Annotated in this window: 21 protein-coding genes; 10 read left to right on the top strand and 11 right to left on the bottom strand. The window is 76.4% G+C overall.

Going from position 1 to position 17,585, the window contains the following annotated elements:
• Positions 1–90 precede the first annotated feature (90 nt).
• From ACI780_RS06495 to ACI780_RS06485, 3 genes are all read left to right on the top strand, one after another.
• On the top strand, positions 91–1,017 hold the full coding sequence (locus tag ACI780_RS06495) for an ABC transporter ATP-binding protein (RefSeq protein ID WP_457001618.1): 927 nt from the start codon (positions 91–93) through the stop codon (positions 1,015–1,017).
• Entirely contained in the window at positions 1,014–2,195 is a 1,182-nt protein-coding gene (locus tag ACI780_RS06490; protein ID WP_457001616.1) for an ABC transporter permease, read from the top strand. The genes ACI780_RS06495 and ACI780_RS06490 overlap by 4 nt, the downstream gene beginning before the upstream one ends.
• A 117-nt stretch (positions 2,196–2,312) precedes the next feature.
• On the top strand, positions 2,313–3,173 hold the full coding sequence (locus ACI780_RS06485; protein WP_456869617.1) for a tetratricopeptide repeat protein: 861 nt from the start codon (positions 2,313–2,315) through the stop codon (positions 3,171–3,173).
• 106 nt (positions 3,174–3,279) lie between these two features.
• Here the strand turns inward: ACI780_RS06485 and ACI780_RS06480 are convergent, their stop codons facing one another.
• Entirely contained in the window at positions 3,280–4,179 is a 900-nt protein-coding gene (locus ACI780_RS06480; protein ID WP_457001614.1) for an SMP-30/gluconolactonase/LRE family protein, read from the bottom strand.
• Between the two features lie 57 nt (positions 4,180–4,236).
• On the opposite strand from ACI780_RS06480, the gene ppc reads away from it, so the two are divergent.
• Positions 4,237–7,044 carry a phosphoenolpyruvate carboxylase gene (gene ppc, locus ACI780_RS06475; protein WP_457001612.1) on the top strand — a complete coding sequence of 936 codons (2,808 nt, stop codon included), beginning with the start codon at positions 4,237–4,239 and terminating at the stop codon, positions 7,042–7,044.
• 10 nt (positions 7,045–7,054) lie between these two features.
• On the opposite strand, the gene ACI780_RS06470 is transcribed toward ppc, so the two are convergent.
• Positions 7,055–7,975: a glycosyltransferase family 2 protein gene (locus tag ACI780_RS06470; protein ID WP_457001610.1), complete on the bottom strand. Its 921-nt coding sequence runs from the start codon at positions 7,973–7,975 to the stop codon at positions 7,055–7,057.
• 65 nt (positions 7,976–8,040) lie between these two features.
• Here ACI780_RS06470 and ACI780_RS06465 point away from each other — a divergent pair, with 65 nt between their 5' ends.
• The gene (locus ACI780_RS06465; RefSeq protein ID WP_456869614.1) at positions 8,041–9,102 is read left to right on the top strand and encodes an inositol monophosphatase family protein; all 1,062 of its coding nucleotides are present in this window, start codon (positions 8,041–8,043) and stop codon (positions 9,100–9,102) included.
• On the opposite strand, the gene ACI780_RS06460 is transcribed toward ACI780_RS06465, so the two are convergent.
• Positions 9,099–10,487 (bottom strand): FAD-dependent oxidoreductase, encoded by a 1,389-nt coding sequence (locus ACI780_RS06460; RefSeq protein ID WP_456869613.1) that lies wholly within the window; start codon positions 10,485–10,487, stop codon positions 9,099–9,101. The genes ACI780_RS06465 and ACI780_RS06460 overlap by 4 nt on opposite strands.
• An 83-nt stretch (positions 10,488–10,570) precedes the next feature.
• Here ACI780_RS06460 and ACI780_RS06455 point away from each other — a divergent pair, with 83 nt between their 5' ends.
• Entirely contained in the window at positions 10,571–10,882 is a 312-nt protein-coding gene (locus ACI780_RS06455) for a putative quinol monooxygenase (RefSeq protein ID WP_456869612.1), read from the top strand.
• A gap of 78 nt (positions 10,883–10,960) precedes the next feature.
• Here the strand turns inward: ACI780_RS06455 and ACI780_RS06450 are convergent, their stop codons facing one another.
• The 6 genes from ACI780_RS06450 to ACI780_RS06425 all read right to left on the bottom strand — a co-directional run bounded on the left by ACI780_RS06450 (position 10,961) and on the right by ACI780_RS06425 (position 14,553).
• Entirely contained in the window at positions 10,961–11,743 is a 783-nt protein-coding gene (locus tag ACI780_RS06450) for an Fpg/Nei family DNA glycosylase (RefSeq protein WP_457001607.1), read from the bottom strand.
• Between the two features lie 19 nt (positions 11,744–11,762).
• Positions 11,763–13,136 carry a cryptochrome/photolyase family protein gene (locus tag ACI780_RS06445; protein ID WP_457001605.1) on the bottom strand — a complete coding sequence of 458 codons (1,374 nt, stop codon included), beginning with the start codon at positions 13,134–13,136 and terminating at the stop codon, positions 11,763–11,765.
• 48 nt (positions 13,137–13,184) lie between these two features.
• The gene (locus ACI780_RS06440) at positions 13,185–13,505 is read right to left on the bottom strand and encodes a GNAT family N-acetyltransferase (RefSeq protein ID WP_456869609.1); all 321 of its coding nucleotides are present in this window, start codon (positions 13,503–13,505) and stop codon (positions 13,185–13,187) included.
• 112 nt (positions 13,506–13,617) lie between these two features.
• Positions 13,618–13,851, bottom strand: coding sequence for a hypothetical protein (locus tag ACI780_RS06435; protein ID WP_457001602.1), 234 nt, complete (start codon positions 13,849–13,851; stop codon positions 13,618–13,620).
• Positions 13,848–14,240 carry a GPP34 family phosphoprotein gene (locus tag ACI780_RS06430; protein WP_457001600.1) on the bottom strand — a complete coding sequence of 131 codons (393 nt, stop codon included), beginning with the start codon at positions 14,238–14,240 and terminating at the stop codon, positions 13,848–13,850. The genes ACI780_RS06435 and ACI780_RS06430 overlap by 4 nt, the downstream gene beginning before the upstream one ends.
• A 16-nt stretch (positions 14,241–14,256) precedes the next feature.
• The gene (locus tag ACI780_RS06425) at positions 14,257–14,553 is read right to left on the bottom strand and encodes a hypothetical protein (RefSeq protein ID WP_456869607.1); all 297 of its coding nucleotides are present in this window, start codon (positions 14,551–14,553) and stop codon (positions 14,257–14,259) included.
• A gap of 178 nt (positions 14,554–14,731) precedes the next feature.
• Between ACI780_RS06425 and ACI780_RS06420 the strand changes: the two genes are divergently transcribed.
• Positions 14,732–15,358, top strand: coding sequence for a hypothetical protein (locus tag ACI780_RS06420; protein ID WP_456869606.1), 627 nt, complete (start codon positions 14,732–14,734; stop codon positions 15,356–15,358).
• Positions 15,359–15,442: 84 nt separating this feature from the next.
• Here the strand turns inward: ACI780_RS06420 and ACI780_RS06415 are convergent, their stop codons facing one another.
• Positions 15,443–16,015 carry a hypothetical protein gene (locus tag ACI780_RS06415; protein WP_456869605.1) on the bottom strand — a complete coding sequence of 191 codons (573 nt, stop codon included), beginning with the start codon at positions 16,013–16,015 and terminating at the stop codon, positions 15,443–15,445.
• A gap of 154 nt (positions 16,016–16,169) precedes the next feature.
• Between ACI780_RS06415 and ACI780_RS06410 the strand changes: the two genes are divergently transcribed.
• From ACI780_RS06410 to ACI780_RS06400, 3 genes are read left to right on the top strand one after another with little or no spacing between them, the layout of a single operon-like run.
• Positions 16,170–16,793, top strand: coding sequence for a dihydrofolate reductase family protein (locus ACI780_RS06410; RefSeq protein WP_457001597.1), 624 nt, complete (start codon positions 16,170–16,172; stop codon positions 16,791–16,793).
• Positions 16,790–16,918, top strand: a complete 129-nt coding sequence (locus ACI780_RS06405; protein ID WP_456869603.1) for a VOC family protein — start codon at positions 16,790–16,792, stop codon at positions 16,916–16,918. The genes ACI780_RS06410 and ACI780_RS06405 overlap by 4 nt, the downstream gene beginning before the upstream one ends.
• A gap of 26 nt (positions 16,919–16,944) precedes the next feature.
• On the top strand, positions 16,945–17,124 hold the full coding sequence (locus ACI780_RS06400; protein ID WP_456869602.1) for a VOC family protein: 180 nt from the start codon (positions 16,945–16,947) through the stop codon (positions 17,122–17,124).
• Between the two features lie 27 nt (positions 17,125–17,151).
• On the opposite strand, the gene ACI780_RS06395 is transcribed toward ACI780_RS06400, so the two are convergent.
• Positions 17,152–17,574 carry an ester cyclase gene (locus ACI780_RS06395; RefSeq protein WP_457001594.1) on the bottom strand — a complete coding sequence of 141 codons (423 nt, stop codon included), beginning with the start codon at positions 17,572–17,574 and terminating at the stop codon, positions 17,152–17,154.
• Positions 17,575–17,585 lie beyond the last annotated feature (11 nt).

Here is a 17,585-nt window from a genome sequence, read left to right as displayed (position 1 = left end):
ATCACGATCCGGTCCCGCGTCGGGCCGCAACCCGTCGCCGGGCACCGATAGCGTCGGGCGTGCACGGGGCCGACGACGGGATGAGGAGCGGTGCTCGAGTTCGACGGGCTCCACAAGAGCTACGGGGACCACCACGTGCTGGAGGGCGTCGGCTTCACCGTCGCCCCCGGCTCGATGTTCGGCTTCTGCGGGTCCAACGGGGCCGGGAAGACGACGACGATGCGGATCGCCATGGGCCTGGCCCGCGCCGACGCCGGCGAGGTCCGCTGGCGCGGCCGGCCGCTGGACGAGAAGTCGCGCCGCCGCATCGGCTACATGCCGGAGGAGCGTGGGCTCTACCCGAAGATGCGGGTCGGCGAGCAGCTGGCCTACTTCGCCCGCCTGCACGGCCTCGACCCCGCCGCGGCCGCCCGCGCCGCCGAGGAGTGGGCCGGCCGGCTGGGCCTGGGCGAGCGCCGCCGGTCCCGGGTGGAGGAGCTGTCGCTGGGCAACCAGCAGCGGGTGCAGCTGGCCGCGGCGCTGGTCAGCCGGCCGGAGGTGCTGATCCTCGACGAGCCCTTCAGCGGGCTGGACCCGGTCGGCGTCGACGCGCTCGCCGACGCGCTGCTGGAGCAGTGCCGCGCGGGCGTGCCGGTGGTCTTCTCCAGCCACCAGCTCGACCTCGTCGAGCGGCTGTGCGACGCCGTCGGCATCCTCGCGCGCGGCCGCATGGTCGCCACCGGCACCGTCGAGGAGCTGCGCCGCCGGGAGGCCGGGCGGGTGCTGAGGGTCGTCGTCCCCGACGCCGCGCCGGGCTGGGCCACCGCCGTCCCCGGCGTCCACGTCGTCTCCGAGCAGGCCGGCGACACCCTGCTGGAGCTCGCCGAGGGCGCCGACGACCAGGCCGTGCTGGCCGCCGCACTCCGCACCGGCCGGGTCACCCACTTCGCCTGGCGGCAGGCCACCCTCGTGGAGCTCTTCCGCGAGGCGGTCGCCGACCCCGCGCAGCAGGCCGCCCGCCAGGAGGTCGCGGCGTGAGCGCGCCCCTGTCGAGCGGGCAGCTGGTCCGGCTGGTCGCCGCCCGCGAGGTCTCCACCCGGCTGCGCGACAAGACGTTCCTGGTCAGCTCCGCGGTGATGCTGCTGATCATCCTCGGCATCCTGGTCTTCCAGGCGGTGGTGAACTCCGGCAGCGACGAGAACCGCATCGGCGTCGTCGGCGACCCCGGCGCGCTCGGCCCGGCGCTGGTGGCGCAGGGAGAGCTGCTCGGCCGCGACGTCACCGTCGTCGGCCTCGACGACGACGCCGCGGCGCGCACCGCCGTCGAGGACGAGGACGTCGACGCCGCGGTGCTCGGCGCCACCGGCGGCGCCCCGGAGCTGCTGGTGCGCGAGTCCGACCCCACGGTCGAGGGGCTGGTGTCCGGGGCGGTCGGCGCGGTGGCCCTGCAGCGGGTGCTCACCGAGGCCGGCGTCGACCCGGGCGGGCTGCCGCAGCTGACGGTCACCGCGCTGGAGGAGTCCTCCGCGGCTGCGGGCCAGCGCACCGCCGTCGCCCTCGTCGGCGTCGTGCTGCTCTACAGCCTGATCGTCCTGTTCGGCCAGTTCGTCGCGCAGGGCGTGGTGGAGGAGAAGGCCAGCCGGGTGGTGGAGCTGCTGCTGGCCACGATGCGGCCCTGGCACTTGCTCGCCGGCAAGATCCTCGGCCTCGGCGCGCTCGGGCCGGCGCAGATCGCGCTGATCGCCGTCATCGGCGTCGGCGGCGCGCTGGCGTTCGACGTCGTCGACGTGCCCGGCGACCTGATCGGCACGGTCGGGTGGGTGCTGTTCTGGTTCGTCCTCGGCTACGCCCTGTTCGCCTCGCTGTTCGCCGTGGCCGCCTCGCTGGTCAGCCGGCAGGAGGACCTCGGCAGCGTGCTCACCCCAGCGACCCTGGTGCTCTTCGTCGGCTTCGTCGTGGCGATCCAGGCCGCCGGCGACCCGGACGGCACCGCGGCGGTGGTGACCTCCTTCGTGCCGGGTCTGTCGCCCATGGTCATGCCGGTGCGCCAGGCCGCCGGTGACGTGGCGGCGTGGGAGGTCGCGGTGGCCGTCGTCCTCATGCTGGTGGCGATCGCGCTGGTGGTCCGCCTCGGCGGGCGGGTGTACTCCGGCGCGCTGCTGCGGACCAGCGGCAAGACCAAGCTGAAGGAGGCCCTCCGGGCCGGCCGCGCCTGAGTCCGCCGGGCCCCGTCCGGGCAGGGGACACCCGCCCGGACGAGGCCCGGACACGTTGGGGTGACCTCACCCTCTGGGAGGGCGTGCGCCCAGGTCAGGGCCGACATCATCGGCGTCATGACGGAGGACCTGGACGCGCGCCTCTGGCGGCTGCAGGCCTCCGAGGACGCCGACGAGCTCATCGAGCTGGGCTGCGACCTCGCCGAGGCCGGCCGGCAGACCGACGCCGAGTGGTGCTTCCGCCGCGCGGCGGCCCTGGGCGACGTCACCGGCTACTACGACCTGGGCAACAGCCTCGCCGCGCAGGAGCGCTGGACCGAGGCCGTGGACGCCTACGAGGTGGCGCTGGCCGGCGGGGAGATCGACGCCTGGCGCAACCTCGGCCTGGTGCTCGAGCAGCTCGGCGACCTCGCCGGCGCCATGGACGCCTACCGGGGCGCGGCGGAGGCCGGCGACACCGAGGGCGGCCTGCAGCTGGCGTTCCTGCTGCGCGAGCAGGGGGAGCGCGAGCACGCGCTGACCGTGGCCCAGGAGCTCGCCGCCGCCGGCAACGAGGAGGCCGACGCCGTCGCCGCCTGCTGGCAGTGGTGCGCCACCCTCGACCCGGCGCTGGAGGACCGGCTGCGCGCCGGCGCCACCTACTTCCCGGCCGCACGCGCCGACCTGGCCGCGCTGCTGCTGCAGACCGGCCGCGCCGTCGAGGCCCGCTCGGTGCTCGAGCGCGGCGCCAAGCTCGGCGAGCAGGTCGCCTGGCTGCCGCTGGGCAACCTCTACCGCGAGGAGCTCGCCGACGACGAGGCGGCCGAGGAGGCCTACCGCGCCGGCATCCAGGCCGGGGACACCTACTGCCACCACAACCTGGGCGTGCTGCTGGCCGACCGCGGCGACCTCGCCGGCGCCGCCGAGGAGTTCCGGCGCGGCGCCGACGCCGGCGACCAGCTGGCCGCCGCCGCGCTGGCGCTGCTGCAGGACAGCTGACCCCACCGCCCCTCCCCGGGCACTTCCGCGGAAGTGCCCGCTGGATCCGGGCACTTCCGCGGAAGTGCACGCTGGATCCGTGCACTTCCGCGGCACTGCCCGCCGGCTACACCACCTGGCGGAGGCCGGCGAGCGGGCCCCGGTAGGGCTCCGCGGCCGGGCCCGACACCCCCGGCCGCACGGTGAACAGCCGCCCGGCGTCGGGCTCGTCCTCCTCGCCCCGAGCGGTGCTGACGACTAGCAGGTCACCCACGAACGCGCAGCTCGACGTGTGCGCCACGCCCACCTCGACGACGGCGAGCAGCTCCCCCTCGGGCGACCAGCGGCGCACCTGACCGCCGCCCCACATCGCGGTCCACAGGCAGCCCTCGTCGTCGACGGTCAGCCCGTCGGCGACGCCGTCGGGGCCACCGGTCTCCAGCAGCACCCGGCCGTCGCCGAAGGCCCCGTCGGCGAGGTCGTAGGCGAAGGCGTGCACCAGGCCGGGGCCGGAGTCGGTCAGGTAGACGGTGCGGCCGTCGGGTGACCAGCCCAGGCCGTTGGACACGGTCATGCTCTCGCGCACGGTGGTGACGGTGCCGTCGGTGTCGAGCCGGTAGAGGGCGCCGACGCCGGGCCGCTGGTCGAAGGCCATCGTCCCCGCGTAGAAGCGCCCGGCGGGGTCGCACTTGCCGTCGTTCATCCGGGTGCCGCCGTCGTCCTCCCCGCCGCCCTCGCCGGCCAGGTCGACCAGCACGCGCGCGGTGCCGTCCTCGGCGACGTGGGTGAACCCGCCCCCGGCGCCGGCCAGCCAGCCACCGGCCGCGGCGGGGACGACGACGCCGACGGTGTCACCGGCGTGCAGCGACCCGGTGTCGCGCACGTCGTCGCCGTCGACGGCGCCGCGGCGGACCGTGCCCGCCGAGATGTCGACCCACAGCAGCTCGCGGCGGGTGTCGTCCCAGGTCGGGCCCTCGCCGTGGTCGGCGGGCGCGGCGGAGGCGGGGGTGGCGCGCAGGGTCTCCACCCCCGCGCAGGTGCCCGGGACACGTGCCCGTCACACGGGCGGTCGATACTGCGGGCCATGTCGGAAGCAACCGTCGACGTCGCCGACCTCCGCCTGCCCGGGCGCGACCCGGAGGGCGGCGGCCGGGCCGATGACGCCCCGCTGCGCGAGGACATCCGGTTGCTGGGCCGCATCCTCGGCGAGGTCATCCGCGAGCAGTCCGGCGACGACGTGCTGGACCTGGTCGAGTCCACCCGCGTGCAGGCCTTCGCGGTGCGCCGCTCGGAGACCGACCGGGCCGACCTGGCGCACCGCCTGGGCGACCTCGACGTCCGCGCGGCCAACCACGTCATCCGCGCGTTCAGTCACTTCTCGCTGCTGGCCAACCTCGCCGAGGACCTGCACCACGAGCGCCGCCGTCGGCACCACCGCCGTGCCGGCTCCCCGCCGCAGCCGGGCAGCCTGGCGGCCACCTTCGCCCTCCTCGACCGCGCCGGCCTCGACCCCGACGCCGTCGCCCGCGAGCTGGCCGGCGCGCTGGTGGTCCCCGTGGTCACCGCCCACCCCACCGAGGTGCGCCGCACGACCATCTCCCAGGTGCAGCAGCAGGTCACCGAGCTGATCCGCCGCCGCGACCGGATGGCGCCCGGCGAGGTCGACGAGGCCGCCTGGTCGGCGGAGCTGGAACGCGCGGTCCTCACGCTCTGGCAGACGGCGCTGCTGCGGCTGTCGCGGCTGCGGCTGACCGACGAGATCGACGAGGCGCTGCGCTACTACGACCTGTCGCTGTTCCGGGTGGTGCCCGAGATCAACGCCGGCCTGCGCCGGGAGCTCGGCGCGCGCTGGCCCGGCAGCGGGCTGCCCACCCAGCCGGTGCTGCAGCCGGGCTCGTGGATCGGCGGTGACCGCGACGGCAACCCGTTCGTCACCGCCGAGGCGGTCCGGCGGGCCAGCACCCGGCACGCCGAGACGGCGCTGACCCACCACCTCGGCGAGCTGGTGGGGCTCTACCGCGAGCTGTCGATGTCCGACCGGCTGGTCACCCCGACGCCGGAGCTGTCCCACCTGGCCGAGGCCTCCCGTGACGACTCGCCGTTCCGCGCCGACGAGCCCTACCGCCGGGCGGTCAACGGCATCCACGCCCGGCTGGCCGCCACCGCGCGGCGGGTCCTCGGGCGGGTGCCGGGTGTCCCGCCGGTGGCCGACCTGGAGCCCTACGACGAGCCGGGCGAGCTGCTCGCCGACCTCGCCGTCGTCGACGCCTCGCTGCGCAGCCACGGCGCGGGGGCCCTGGCCGACGACCGGCTGGCCCGGCTGCGCGACGCCGTCGAGGTGTTCGGTTTCCACCTCGCCGGGCTGGACATGCGGCAGAACTCCGCCGTCCACGAGGAGGTCGTCGGCGAGCTGCTGGCCTGGGCCGGGGTCTGCCCCGACTACGCCGTCCTCGACGAGGCCGCGCGGGTGGAGCTGCTGGCCGGCGAGCTGCGGATGCGCCGGCCGCTGGTGCGGCCCGACGCGCAGCTGTCCGAGCTGGCCCGCGGGGAGCTCGACCTGCTGGTCGCCGCCGCCGAGCAGGTGGCGCTGCTGGGCCCCCGGGCCATCCCGAACTACGTGATCAGCATGTGCGAGTCGGTCAGCGACGTGCTCGAGGTCGCCGTCCTGCTCAAGGAGGTCGGGCTGCTCGACCCGGACGGGCCCGCGGGGCCGTCGTGCCCGGTGGGCATCTCGCCGCTGTTCGAGACCATCGCCGACCTGCAGGCCGCCGGCGAGACCATGACCGCCGTCCTCGCCCAGCCGCTGTACCGGGCGCTGGTGCGCAGCCGCGGCGACGCGCAGGAGGTCATGCTCGGCTACTCCGACAGCAACAAGGACGGCGGCTACCTCGCCGCCAACTGGGCGCTGTACCGGGCGGAGCTCGCGCTGGTGGAGGTGGCGCGGCGGGAGGGCGTGCGCCTGCGGCTGTTCCACGGCCGCGGGGGCACGGTCGGCCGCGGCGGCGGGCCGAGCTACGAGGCGATCCGCGCCCAGCCGCCGGGCGCGGTGGCCGGCGCGCTGCGGATCACCGAGCAGGGCGAGGTGATCGCGGCCAAGTACGGCGAGCCCGACCTCGCCCGGCGCAACCTCGAGGCGCTGGTCGCGGCCACGCTGGAGGCCACCCTGCTCGACGTCGAGGGGCTCGGCGACGACGCCGAGGACGCCTACGCGCTGCTCGACGACCTCGCCGCCCGCGCGCAGGCCGCCTACCGGGCGCTGGTGCACGAGACCCCGGGCTTCGTGGAGTGGTTCCGCGCCGCGACGCCGATCCGGGAGCTCGCCGAGCTCAACATCGGCAGCCGCCCGCCCTCGCGCAAGGCCGGTGACCGCATCGCCGACCTGCGCGCCATCCCCTGGGTGTTCAGCTGGTCGCAGGCGCGGATCATGCTGCCGGGCTGGTACGGCACGGGGACGGCCCTGGAGTCGTGGATCGACGGCGACCCGGCGCGCCTGGCCCGGCTGCAGGAGCTGCACCGGCGCTGGCCGTTCCTGCGCACCGTGCTGTCGAACATGGGGATGGTGCTGGCCAAGACCGACCTCGACCTCGCCGCCCGCTACGCCGGGCTGGTGCCCGACGAGGAGCTGCGGGCGCGGGTGTTCGACCAGATCACCGCCGAGCACGAGCGCACCTGCCGGGTGCTGCTGGCCGTCACCGGCGACGACCACCTGCTCGCCGACAACCCGTCGCTGGTGCGCTCGATCCGCAACCGCTTCCCCTACCTGGAGCCGCTGCACCACCTGCAGGTGGAGATGCTGCGCCGCCGCCGCACCGGCGACGACGACGAGCTGGTGCGCCGCAACATCCAGCTGACCATCAACGGGATCGCCACGGCGCTGCGCAACTCCGGTTAGGCAACTCCGGTCAGGGGGCGGTCACCGGCAGCCGGTGCCGGTCGAGCCAGGCGGCCAGCCGGTCGCCGTCCCAGGGGCGGCGGCGCCGGGCGGCGGCCAGCGCCAGCGCGCGCGGCAGCTCCAGCAGGGCCAGCGCGATGCCGACGGCGCCGGCCGGGTCGCCGTCGCGCAGGTGCCGGGCCACGGCCGTCGGCCGGCGGGCGAGGAAGGCCGCCGTCTCCCGGACCGGGCGGCGGGCGTGCTGCGGGACGAGCACCTGCGCCGTGCGGGCGTAGTGCCACTCGCGCAGCAGCCCGGCGCGGGGGCCGTCCTTGCCGTGCCGGAAGCGGGTGCCGGGGACGCGCAGCAGCAGGTGCCCGGCGGCGCGCAGCCGCAGGGAGGCGTCGCGGTCCTCGTTGTAGAAGAAGTAGAGCGGGTCGAAGCCGCCGGCGGCGAGGAACTCCTCGCGGCGGAGGAGCAGCGCGGTGCCGGGCAGATCGTCGGCGGCGAACGGCGGGCCGGGCGGGTGGTCCTCCTCGCCCGGACCCTCGACGGCCGGCGCCGCCCAGACCGCGGCCGGCTCGGCGTCGAGGACCTCGGCCAGCCGGTGCAGCATCCCCGGCTCGGGCTCGCCGTCGGAGTTGACCAGTGCCACGTAGCGGCCGCGGCAGGCGTCGACGGCGAGGTCCATGGCGCGGGCGAAGCCGAGGTTGCGCGGCGCGCGCAGCACCCGCCGGTCGGCGTCCGGGTAGCGCTCGCGCAGCAGGGCCCGCGCCGCGGCGGAGGTGCGCGGCGCGGGGTCGTTCTCCACCAGCAGCGCCCGGCCGCGCCAGCCCGGGCCGGTGGCCGCCGCGAGCGCCGCGTGGTGGCGGGCGAGCAGTTCGGGGGGCTCGCGGTGCACGAGGAGGACGACGTCGACGTCGTCGAGGCCGGTGCGCGCGGAGACGGTCACCGTGGCGCCCTACCCGCCCGGTCCCGGTGGCCTACCGTGCCGTCAGGGCGGACGGCGGGGGGACCGTGACGGAGACGATGTGGGTGGCGGCGTCGGGGGCGGACCTGCGCGCCGTGGCCCGGCTGCTGGGCGTCGGCCCGCCGGCGCTCGCCGCCGAGCTGCTCGACCCGGGCGCCCGGCTGCTCGTCGCCGACGACGCCGCGGCCCACCTGCGCCGCCGCTGGACCGACGAGGGCACCACCGAGGCCGTCGTCCTGCACCGCTCCACGCACGTCACCGGGCGCGCCGCGCTGCTCGCCGTCGCCTCCGCCTGGGGCTGCTCGAGCGTCCGCGACACCGGCACCGGCCGGGTGCTCGACGTCGAGCCGCCGCCGGAGGACGCGCCGCTCACCGAGCGCTTCGCGCACCTGGCCGCGCTGGCCGCCACCCGGGTGGAGATGGCGGTCGCCCTCGCCCGCGACACCGGGCGGGACCACCGCAAGGACGACGGCAGCTGGTCGATCGCCGCCGACGAGGCGGCGCACGCCGCGGCGGTGGAGGTGCTGGCCCCGCTCGGGGTGCCGGTGCTCTCCGAGGAGCGGGCCGACCCGTCGGTGCCCGAGGACCGGCCGTGGGTGGTGCTCGACCCGCTCGACGGCACCGGCAACTTCCGCGCCGGGCTGCCGCCGTGGGCGTTCTCCGCCGCGCTGGTCGACCGCGGGCAGGCGGTGGCCGGGCTGGTGGTCGACCTGTCCTCGGGCCGGCGCTGGTCGGGGACGGCAGGGGTGGGCGCCTGGCGCGACGGGGTGCCGGCGCACGTGCGCGAGGGCAGCACCGTCGTCGCGCCGTCGGGGCGGGTGGTGCGGGTCCCGGCGACGGCGGCGCGGGTGCGGGTCACCGGCTGCACCGCCGTCGACCTGTGCCTGGTCGCCGACGGGTCGGCCGGCGCCTGGCACGACCTCGACCGCAGCGGGACGCACGTGCACGACGTCGCCGGGGGACTGGCGGTGCTGGCCGGGGCCGGCGGGGTGGCGCTGACCCCGGACGGCGCGCCGCTGCGGCTGCGGCCGGACACCGAGACGCTGATCCGCTTCGCCGCCGCGGCCACCGACCGGGCCGCGCGCGACCTGATCGCCGCGGTCGGTTAGCGGGCGGCGGCGCGCACGGCCGACAGCAGCGACTCCCGCTCGTGCAGGGTGGTGCGCGCCCGGCCGCGGGTGGCGCCGAGGGCGACCTCGGCGGCGTCGATGGCCCGCCAGTCCTCCAGCAGCACCGGCTCGGCGCCGCGGGCCCGCAGCGTGTGCACCAGGTCGTCGCGGTCGCCGTGCGGGCCGATCACCCCGGCCTCGGCGTCGGCCAGCAGCGACGCGACCGTCTCCCGGGCATCGTGCTTGTTGGTGCCGACGACGCCGGTGGGCCCGCGCTTGATCCAGCCCGCCACGTACTCCCCGGCCGACGGGGCGCCGTCGCGCAGCACCCGGCCGTCCTCGTTGGGCACGGTGCCGCTGCGCTGGTCGACCGGCAGCCCGGGCAGGCCCTGCCCGCGGTAGCCGACCGAGCGCACCACCAGGTCGGCGGGCAGCACCTCGTACTCGCCGGTGCCCACGGCGCGGCCCTCGTCGTCGACCGTGGTGCGCTCGACCTCCACGCCGGTGACCCGGTCGGCGCCGAGCAGCCGCACCGGCCGGCGGTGGAAACGCAGGTGCAGCCGCACCCGGCCGGGCTCGGGCCGGTGCCCGGCCCACTCCCGCAGCACGGCGAGGTTGCGGGTGGCGTTGCGGTCGCCGGCGATGCGCTCCTCGGCGGCTGGGCTCAGCTCCAGGTCGGCGGGGTCGACCAGCACGGTGGCCTGCTCGAGGCCGTCGAGCTCGCGCAGCTCCATCGTGGTGAAGGAGGCCTGCGCCGGGCCGCGGCGACCGAGCACGGTGACCTCCTCGACCGGCGCCGCGGCCAGCGCGTCGAGGACGTGCTGCGGCATGTCGGTGGGCTCGAGCTCCTGCGGCGCGCGGGACAGCACCCGGGCGACGTCGAGGGCGACGTTGCCGACGCCGACGACGACGGCGCGGCGCACCCCCGCCAGCGAGGCCTCCACCCGCGCCCGGTCGGCGTCGGGGTGGCCGCAGTACCAGGCGACGAGGTCGGTGGCGGCGAGGCTGCCGGGCAGGTCCTCGCCGTCGATGGACAGCGGGCGGTCCAGCGCCGCGCCGTAGGTGTAGACGACGGCGTCGACGTGCGCGCGCAGGTCCTCGAGGGTGATGTCGGTGCCCACCTCGACGTTGCCCACGAACCGCACGCCGGGGTCGTCGAGCGCCCGGTGCAGGGTGTCGCGGATCGCGCGCATCTTCGGGTGGTCGGGGGCGATGCCGTGCCGGACCAGGCCGAAGGGGGTCGGCAGCCGGTCGAGCAGGTCGACGGTCACCGGGACCGGCGCGCGGCGGGTGAGGGCCTCGGCGGTGTAGATGCCGGCCGGGCCGGCGCCGATGACGGCCACCCGCAGCGGCCGGCCGTCTCCCGGATCAGTCTCGTCCGACACGACTGGGATCCTGGCCCGCCCGGGTAGTGGTCCGCCAGATCACCGTCGCCGAACCCGATCCGCGAGAGCAGGGGGGACCGCCCGTGTCCGTCGTCGTCGTCGCCACCATCAGCCCGAAGGCCGAGCACGCGGAGGAGGTCCGCCAGGCGGTGCTCGAGACGGTGCCGAGGGTGCACGAGGAGCCCGGGTGCGAGCGCTACTCGCTGCACGAGGGCCGCGACGGTGCCCTGGTGATGGTGGAGAAGTGGGAGAGCCCGGAGGCGCTGGCCGCCCACGGCAAGGCCGGCCCGCTCAGCGAGCTGTCGGGGCGGCTGGAGGGCAAGCTGACCGCCCCGCCGTCGGTGACCGTGCTCGACGCGCTGCCGGCCGGCGACCCGGCCAAGGGCGCCCTCTGACGTCACCTCCCGACGAGATCGGCGCTCTCGTGGCCATCGACGCCCGATGGCCACGAGACCGCCGATCTCGCGCCGCGCTCAGGCGGCCTGGCAGACGGGGCACCAGTAGAGGTTGCGGCCGACCATCTCCTCGGTGCGCACCTCGGTGCCGCAGGTGCGGCAGGGCAGGCCGGTGCGCCGGTAGACGTAGTGCGCGTCCTCCCGGCGCACCGCCCCCGACCGGCGGGAGCGGTCGGCCGGGAGGGTGGTCACGATCCGGCCCATCCGGACGCCGGCGCGCATGAGCACCACCAGGTCGTCCCACAGCGCCTGCCACTCCGGCGCGCCGACGTCGCGGCCCGGGCGGAACGGCGAGATCCGGTGCCGGAAGAGGATCTCGGCGCGGTAGACGTTGCCGACGCCGGCCAGCACCGACTGGTCCATCAGCAGCGCGCCGACCGCCGTCCGGCTGCGCGCCACCCTCGCGTGGGACAGCGGCCCGCCGCGGCGGGTGCGCAGCGGGTCGGGGCCCAGCCGGTCGAGGATCGCGTCGACCTCGGGCTGGGTGAGGACGTCGCAGGCCGTCGCGCCGCGCAGGTCGGTCCACGCGCCCTCGCCCTTGGGCCCGTCGGCGGTCCACCGCATCCGCAGCGCGCCGCGCGGGGACGGCGGGTCGCCGAGGCCGGTGGTGTAGGTGCCGTAGAGGCCCAGGTGCACGTGCAGGACGGGGCCGCCGAAGTCGGCGAACAGGTGCTTGCCGTAGCTGGTGACCTCCTCCAGCACGCGGCCGTCGAGCAGCGCGGCACCGGCGGCGAAGCGGCCCTGCGGGCTGGTCACGTGCACCGGCCGGCCGGCGAACAGCTCCGACTGCTCCCTCGCCAACCGGAACAGGGTGTGGCCCTCAGGCATCCCGCACCGCCTGGTACCGGGCCAGCGCCACCTGGCGCTCCTCGGCGTGGTCGACGACCGGCGCGGGGTAGCCCTCCGGAGGACCGCCGGGCATCGCCCACGGCTCGTGCACGTACCGGTCGGGGACGTCGCGCAGCTCGGGCACCCAGCGCCGCACGTAGGTGCCGTCGGGGTCGAACTGCTGGCCCTGCCGGGTCGGGTTGAACACCCGGTGGTACGGCGAGGGGTCGGTGCCGGTGCCGGCCACCCACTGCCAGCCGTGCTGGTTGCTGGCCAGGTCGCCGTCGACCAGGTGGTCGAGGAAGTAGCGCGCCCCGCGCCGCCAGTCGATGTGCAGGTCCTTGCACAGGAACGAGGCGACGACCATCCGCACCCGGTTGTGCACGTAGGCCTCACCGTGCAGCTGCCGCATCCCGGCGTCGACGATCGGGTAGCCGGTGCGGCCCTCCGCCCAGGCGGCGAAGTGCTCGTCGGCGACCGGGCCGGTGTCGTACTGCATCCGCCGCATGGCGGGGGTGAACGGCTCGCGCGCGGTCTCCGGGCGGTGCCACAGGACGTCGGCGTAGAAGTCGCGCCAGATCAGCTCGCCGACGAACTTGTCCACCGCCTCGGCGGAGTCCCCGCCGAGGGCCCGCGCCTCGGCGAGCAGCGTCCGGGGGTGGACGGTGCCGTACTTCAGGTGCGCCGAGAGCCGGCTGGTGCCGTCGGCGCCCGGGGTGTTGCGGCCGGTGGCGTAGCCGAGGAGGCGCTGGTCGCGGAAGAGCGCCCACGCGTCGAGGCCGGCCCGCTCGCCGGCCGGGGGGAGCACCGTGCCGCCGAGGTCCTGGGCCGGCGGCAGGTCCTCGGTGGGGACGCCGTCGGCCCAGGCGACGGCGTCGGGGCGGGCGGCGGGGGAGTGCACGCCGCGGGCGCGCCAGGCGCGGGCGAAGGGCGAGTAGACCTTGAACGGCGTGCCGTCGTCCTTGGTGAGCCGCCCCGGGGTGACGCCGTAGGGCGACCCGGTGCGCACCAGCGGGACCTCGCCGAGTGCCTCCTCGACGGCGGCGTCGCGGGCCCGGCCGTAGACGCCCGCGTCGGCGGAGACGTGCACGCTCACCGCCCCGGTCTCGCGGACGAGGTCGGGGAGCACGCGCACCGGGTCGCCGGAGCGGACGACCAGCGCCCCGCCGGTCTGCTCGCGCAGGTCGGCCAGGCAGCCGCGCAGGAACTCCCGGCGCGGGCGCCCCGAGGGCTCCCACAGCCGCGGGTCGACGACGAAGACCGGCACGACCGTGCCGCCGGCGCCGGCGGCGTCGACCGCGGCCAGCAGTGCCGGGTGGTCGCTGAGCCGGAGGTCGCGGCGGAACCAGAGCAGGGCGGTCGGCACCCGCCCCAGAATAGGTGGCCCGGTGCGACGCCGCAGGTCAGCGGCCGGTCAGTGGTCGGCGGTGGCCAGCCCGAACCGGGGCTTGTCCTCGTCGGCGACCAGGTCCAGCGTCTCCGGGTGCTGCTGGATGTAGTGGCGGACGAAGGAGCAGTAGGGGAGGACGGTCAGCCCCCGCTCGCGGACGGCGTCGAGGACGCCGGCGACCAGGACGGTGCCGAGCCCGCGGCCACCCATGGACGGGTCCACCTCGGTGTGCGGCAGGGCCATCGTGCCGTTCTCGACGTGGTAGCTGGCCAGTCCGACGACGCGCTCGCCGACCCGCACCTCGAACCGTCCCCGTTCCGGGACGTCGACCACCGTGGTCTCCATCGTGCTGTGCCACCTCCGCATCGCCCCGGCGCCGTTGCCGGGGTTCCGTCGTGCATCTGGAACGGTAACGCCTCGGAGCCCCGGAGGTTTCCCTTCGACGGGTGTGCCGCGCTCATCCGGGTGTCCCGTCGGCCGAGGTCACGGCGCGGCGCAGCGCCCGGCCGCGGGCCAGCGCCCGGTCGACCTCGGCCACCACGATCTCCACGACCCACCGCACCGGCCCGGCCGCCGCCAGCAGCGCCTCCGTGGGCAGGGCGCGCTCGGTGGCGAGGATGCCGAGCGTGCTCGCCACCGCGGCGAGCGCGGCGTCGTCGGGGGGCCAGGCGTGGTCGGGGCCGGCGGTCATCGCGCGCTCGTCGTCGCGGGTGCGGGCCGCGCGGTGGTCGACGTACCGCCGCGGCCACCGCCCCCTGCGGGTCCAGCTGCCCCGGCGCAGGTGCTCGGCGGCCAGATCGCGCTGGTCGACGCGGCCGCGGCGCAGGAGGTCGGCCAGGGACCCGGGGGACCCGACCGCCCGGTGAGCAACCGGTCGGCGGGCGGGAAGCCGGTCGGCCGGCCGTCGAGCGCCACGGCGTCCTCGGTCTCGGCGAGGCGGCCCCGGAGCGCCAGGTCGACCAGCAGCGTCCCGCGGACGGCGAGGGCGGTGACGAGGTCGTCGGTCAGCCGGCCGCGGTCGTCGAGGGCCAGGCAGGCCAGGCGCATCGACGTCGCCCCGTCCCAGTCCTCGTCCGCCACGTCGGGAGGATCCCGGTCAGGGGCGCGGGTCGGTGCGGGTCCAGCCGCGGTCGTCCCGGCGGGCGCCGAGCCCGGCGCGGCAGCGGCGGCAGACCGCCGCCACCTCCTCCGCGTGTCGGCCGGACTCGGGCTGGACGTCGGACCAGGCGACGTGCGGGAAGCGGGCGAGCCGCGACCGCGACAGCGACAGGCCGCAGACGGTCTCGTTGCGCCCCTGCTCCCAGGCGTGCACCTCGCCGGAGGGGTAGCGGACGCCGTCGTCGGGGTCGGTCCACCGGCCGGTGGCCGCGACCGCCGCGTTGCGCAGTGCCATACCGGGTCGGTACCCGCCGTAGGACCGCCGCCACGCGCTGTGGAGAAGCGCTCCGGAATGCACCGGGAAAATGACGTGCCGTCACGGAAATGGTCCTCGAACGGGGACCTTGGTCTCTGTTGACACGCGTGGGAGAAAAGCGGGGCCGGTGTCTTTCGAGAACGACGGGGAGAAGACGATGCGACGCACTTCCACGGTCGGTGTCCTGGCGGCTGTCGTCGTCGGACTCGGTGCCACTCCGGCACTGGCGGACGGTGGTCCCGACGGACACGAGGACGACGGGTTCGTCCCGGTCGAGGAGGTCATCCCGGACTACTACGCCCCCGTCTCGTTCCAGGCGTGCGACAGCACCGTCACGCTGGAGAGCGGGGACGTGCGGGAGGTCGAGGTGCGGGTGACCGAGAACCCGGACGGCACGACGAGGACGGAGTTCCGTGGCGCATGGACCGTCGACCTCACCCGCGCCGACGGTGCGGTGATCGACGAGCTGGACATCTCGGGGCCGGGTGTCGAGGTCTCCGGCCCGACCGGGGCGACGATCACCCTGGCCGGCCCGTCGGTGCTGTTCCCGATCGACGAGGTCCAGCAGGCCGCGTGGGACGCCGCGGGCCTGCCGGAGGGGGACCTCGCCTACTTCAAGAAGGGTGAGGCCGAGGTGCGGGTGACCGTGGACGCCGAGGGCGTGCCGGTGTCCGAGGAATGGGTCCGGCTGGACGCCCGGATCATCGACCTGTGCCGCTGGTTCGACCGGGGGAATGCGCGCGACCACGGTCGGGGTCCCGCGCATTCGGCGCGCGGGTGGTGATTCCCGCCCTTTCCTGACGGGCACTCCCGGCCCCGTTCCCGGGGCCGGGAGTGCCCCTTTCCCACGCCATTCGCGGCCGCGTCGTCAGGAGGACGGCGCCCGGCCGAGCCGCAGGAACCACACCGGTACGGCGAGCGCACCCAGGGCGGCCGGTGTCGCGCCGACCGCCACGACGGCCCGCCGCAGGAGGGACCCCCGCGGCAGCAGCAGGCCGGCGCCGGCCACGGCCCCGCCGGCGAGCACCGCGCCACCGCACACCTCGCCGAGCCGGGTGACCTCGTCCGGCAGCTCCCCGCGCCGGCCCCGGCTGCTCAGCAGGAGCCAGCCGGCCAGGCCCCCGAACGCGCCGAGCGCGACCGGCGCCTGCACGCGGAACGGCACGAGCCCGAGCACCAGCGCCGGTCCGGCGAGGGTGAGCACCCCGGTCGAGGTCAGCCCCAGCCGGCGGGTCCACCGGCCCGGGCTGACCGCCAGCACCGCCGGCACCATCAGCGCCGTGCCGACCGACCCGACGACGTCGTTGGCCGACCCGAGCGACACGGGCAGGACCCGGCGGCGTCCCGCCTCGACGGCGTAGAAGGCGACCAGGAGGACGTTCGCGGCCGTGCCGGTGAGCCCGGCCGCGCGTGCCCACGGACGCGCGCGGCTGAGGTCCACCGGCCGACGGTGGCAGCGGGCGTCGTCGCCCGTCCAGGGACGGAGATCCCCGTGGTGGCGCCCGCGGGCCGGTCTCCGGTTGACCCGGGGTCGGGCCGGTGCTCGGCTCGCGGCAGCACCGCGACGGGGGACTCCGGGACGGGAGGTCCGACCCATGACGACACCCACGACGCCACCGAGGACGCAGGCGATCCGGCTCGACATGACCGTGTCCCTCGACGGTCTCGTCGTCGGGCCGCAGGACGGTCCGCAGGAGCCGATGGGCGTCGGCGGGTTCCGGCTGTTCAACTGGCTCGACCACCGCCTCGACCCGGGGCCGGACGGTCAGGTGTTCGCCGAGGCGAACGCGACCCGCGCGGTGATCGCGGGCCGCCGCACCTACGAGCACGCCGGCCGGTGGGGCGGCGACCACCACGACGGCGTCCCGGTCCTCGTGCTCACCCACCACGTGCCGGAGGAGCCCCCGCCGGGCAGCGTGCGCTACGTCAGCGACGTCGCCACCTGTGCCGCGCAGGCCCGCGCCGCCGCCGGTGACGCCGACGTGCTGGTCCTGGGCGCCGGGGCCGGGCGAGCGCTGCTGCTGGCCGGTGAGCTCGACGAGATGGAGCTGCACGTCGTCCCCGTCCTCCTCGGCCAGGGACGGCGGCTGTTCGACCAGCTCCCCGCCGAGCGGACCGAGCTCGAGCTGACCCGGGTGCTGGACACGTCGGACACCGACCCCGGGCACCGGGTCCTGCACCTGCGCTACCGGGTCCGGCGGCCGGGAGCGGACCCGTGAGGACGTTGCACGTCGGGCTCCGGGTGGCCGATCCCGACCGGGCGGTCGCGTTCCACACCGCCGTCGGCTACGAGGTGGTCGGCCGGGTGCCGGACAGCCCGGCCGGGAGCGGGGCAGCGGCCTGAGCCACCTGGTCGTGCAGGTGGAGTCGATGGCCGGCACGGTCGCCGCGCTCCGGGCGAGGGGCATCGAGGTCGCCGAACCCCGGTCACCCGACGGGTCGGCGGACTTCCTCACCAGCTGGGTCACCGACCCCGACGGCAACCGGATCGAGCTGGTCCAGTGGCCCCCCGGTCACGCGGTCGGTCTCACCGCGGCCGACTGGGCCTGACGGCGGTCCCGGCCCGGACCGGCGCGATCAGCCGCGCACCTGCTCGAGCAGGCCCATGTCGTCGCGGCACGCCCAGTGCTCGACGACCACCCCGCCCGCGACGCGCCAGAGGTGGATGAAGCGCCACGCCACGCGACGACCCGACGGGGGCACGCCCGCGAGCAGCGGCATCGTCGAGGCCCGGTGGGTTCCGCGCAGGGTCAGGTGCTGCGCCACGACGTCGCCGTCGCCCACGAGGTGGTGCTGCTCGAGGGTGACCGGCCCGAGGTCGTGGTCGATGGTGCGCAGGATCTCGGTCAGCCCCTCGCGGCCCTGGGGACCGGCCGCGTGGTTGACCATGTCGACGGCGACGAGTTCGTCGAGCCAGCCGTCGTCCCCCGCCTGCTGGCGCCGCAGCATCTCCTCGACGACCGCCCGCGCCTCGTCCGTCCATGCCCGCGAGCGTGGCACCGCGGCCGCCG

The sequence above is a fragment of the Geodermatophilus sp. SYSU D00814 genome, from assembly GCF_054050055.1.
The sequence above is the reverse complement of the archived record's forward strand: the minus strand, read 5'-3'. Positions and strand labels throughout refer to the sequence as shown.

Bases quoted from the DNA above. Each gene is read 5' to 3' on its own strand.
- ACI780_RS06485 (WP_456869617.1), top strand. From the start codon at position 2,313: ATGACGGAGGACCTGGACGCGCGCCTCTGGCGGCTGCAGGCCTCCGAG.
- ppc (WP_457001612.1), top strand. From the start codon at position 4,237: ATGTCGGAAGCAACCGTCGACGTCGCCGACCTCCGCCTGCCCGGGCGC.
- ACI780_RS06410 (WP_457001597.1), top strand. From the start codon at position 16,170: ATGACGACACCCACGACGCCACCGAGGACGCAGGCGATCCGGCTCGAC.
- ACI780_RS06400 (WP_456869602.1), top strand. From the start codon at position 16,945: ATGGCCGGCACGGTCGCCGCGCTCCGGGCGAGGGGCATCGAGGTCGCC.
- ACI780_RS06440 (WP_456869609.1), bottom strand. From the start codon at position 13,505: ATGGAGACCACGGTGGTCGACGTCCCGGAACGGGGACGGTTCGAGGTG.
- ACI780_RS06425 (WP_456869607.1), bottom strand. From the start codon at position 14,553: ATGGCACTGCGCAACGCGGCGGTCGCGGCCACCGGCCGGTGGACCGAC.
- ACI780_RS06420 (WP_456869606.1), top strand. From the start codon at position 14,732: ATGCGACGCACTTCCACGGTCGGTGTCCTGGCGGCTGTCGTCGTCGGA.
- ACI780_RS06435 (WP_457001602.1), bottom strand. From the start codon at position 13,851: ATGACCGCCGGCCCCGACCACGCCTGGCCCCCCGACGACGCCGCGCTC.